Source organism: Streptomyces sp. NPDC047072 (assembly GCF_040643855.1).
GTDB lineage: Bacteria > Actinomycetota > Actinomycetes > Streptomycetales > Streptomycetaceae > Streptomyces.
The window spans coordinates 1-1,810 of the sequence record NZ_JBEYVC010000365.1 but is presented as its reverse complement, the minus strand read 5'-3'; the positions used below and the strand labels follow the sequence as shown (position 1 = coordinate 1,810).

At 68.5% G+C, this 1,810-nt stretch carries 2 protein-coding genes; both read left to right on the top strand.

Annotated features, from left to right (window positions below; genetic code table 11):
* On the top strand, positions 1 to 244 hold a 244-nt coding region (locus tag ABZ896_RS52715), incomplete at its 5' end, for a hypothetical protein (RefSeq protein ID WP_360946656.1).
* Positions 245 to 1,076: 832 nt separating this feature from the next.
* Positions 1,077 to 1,712, top strand: a complete 636-nt coding sequence (locus ABZ896_RS52710) for a hypothetical protein (protein ID WP_360946653.1) — start codon at positions 1,077 to 1,079, stop codon at positions 1,710 to 1,712.
* The last annotated feature ends 98 nt before the right edge of the window (positions 1,713 to 1,810 follow it).

Here is a 1,810-nt window from a genome sequence, read left to right as displayed (position 1 = left end):
GTTCGACGGGGCCGCGGGGGAGGGAGAACTGGCGTCCACCGCGCATGTCGCGAAGTTGCTGCGGGCGCCGGATCCGGCGGGCCGCGTCCAGGCGGGGCGGACGGTGGGTGTCCAGCTCCGCCTCGATGTCGGCGAAGCGCCCTCTGACAGACCGTCAGCGCAGAGCGCTTCCGGCCGGCGGGAGCCGGCCACCGAGGCCGGCCCGGCGGGGCGGGCCGGGGGCCGGATCGTGGTCCGGCCGTGAATTCAGTTCCCCTTTCTGGGGGTTCTGGTCACTGAATGGCTGGCTAGGTGGTGGGGGTCTGCCCCGTGGCCTATCCGGGCCTTTCGTGTGGTTCCTGTTGACGGGTTTTCAGGTTTCCGGCTGTGTCCTTTCCGCCGGTGTTCCTGAGTTCCTGCCGTGCGGGTCCAGTATAGGGGCCGGTTACCGGTGAACTCAAGCCCGGCCCCGTGGAATTGGGCCGCTTTTCCGGCCCGGTGTCGAGCCGGGGGCGGTGGGGGCGATTCCTCGCCCGTGCGGCTCTGTACGGCAGCCTACAGGGCCGTACGGCGTTCGGGGAGGGTGAGGGCGGGGAGGTTGCGCGGGGGCGTGACAGGGGTTTTCCGGGCCGTTGTGAGAGTGGCGTTAGATTCGGGGTCCGGATTTGTCGGGGCGTTAGATTCGGGGCGGGTGCGGGTGTGGGTGTGGGGTCCGGGGTGTTCGGCAACGGGTGCGCGTGAGGGTGGCGTTAGATTCGCGTGCGGGGGCATCCGGGTGTTTCGGGGGCGTTAGATTCGCGTTCGGTTCGGTCGCGTGTGGGGGTTGTCCGGGGGGTTGGGTGGGCGTTCTGGGGGTGGTGGCGGGGTGTCGAGTTGGGGAGCTGGGCGGGGGTGGGTTGGGGTCCGGGTGGGGGTTGGTGAGGTCGGGGGTGGGGTGAAGTTTCTAGGTGGAGGCGGGTTGGGGGAAGCGTTGTTGAGGTGACCCCTTCCAGAGTGTTGCAATCTCATGGTTCGACGTGTACTGTAGTTATCACGAGGTCGGGGGAACGAAGAACCGGCCGAGAAACCACCAACTGACCCTGATGGAGGGGATCTTCATGTCCAAGGCCACCAACACGTTCAAGACCCTGGCCGGTTCCGAGTACGCGTACACGGTGGAGACCGGGGAGAACGGCGAGGCGGTCTACGACCTGACCCGCGTGTTCGCGGACGGTGCGTCGTTCCCGATCGGCGCGGTCGTGGTCCACCCGGACTACAACCTCGACCCGGCCGTTCCGGGGCTGCTGAACATCCAGTTCGGCAAGGGCAGCATCGACCGCCACGAGCGCGAGGAGGTGCCGGTGCTGGGTGAGGGCGACCTGATGTACGTGGTCGGTCACCAGCTGGTCAACCCGGCGGACCTGATCGTCGACGAGGAGGAGAACGACGACCCCAACCCGCTGATCAACTTCCGGCGCACGGTCCTGGCCGCGCAGTTCCCGACCAACGCCCCCTCCACCCGCGCGACCACCGCGACCTTCGAGAAGGTCCGTGACCTGGTCACCGCGCTGATCCACGTCTACCAGGGCGACAAGGCCACCCCGAAGCGCGAGAGCCAGTACGCGGCGTTCCTCAACGCCCAGCGCGCCGAGAAGATCAAGCCCGAGATCGAGCGGATCGACGCGCAGGTCAAGGCGCTGATGATCAAGCGCGCCGAACTGACCGACAAGCTCAACGGCTACAACGCCGCCTAACCCCCCAACCGGCCCCCCACCCCCACCGGGGGGCCACCCCACCACCCCCGACCGGCCGGACGGCCCCCAACCCCCCGACAGGGGCCGTCCGGCCACCC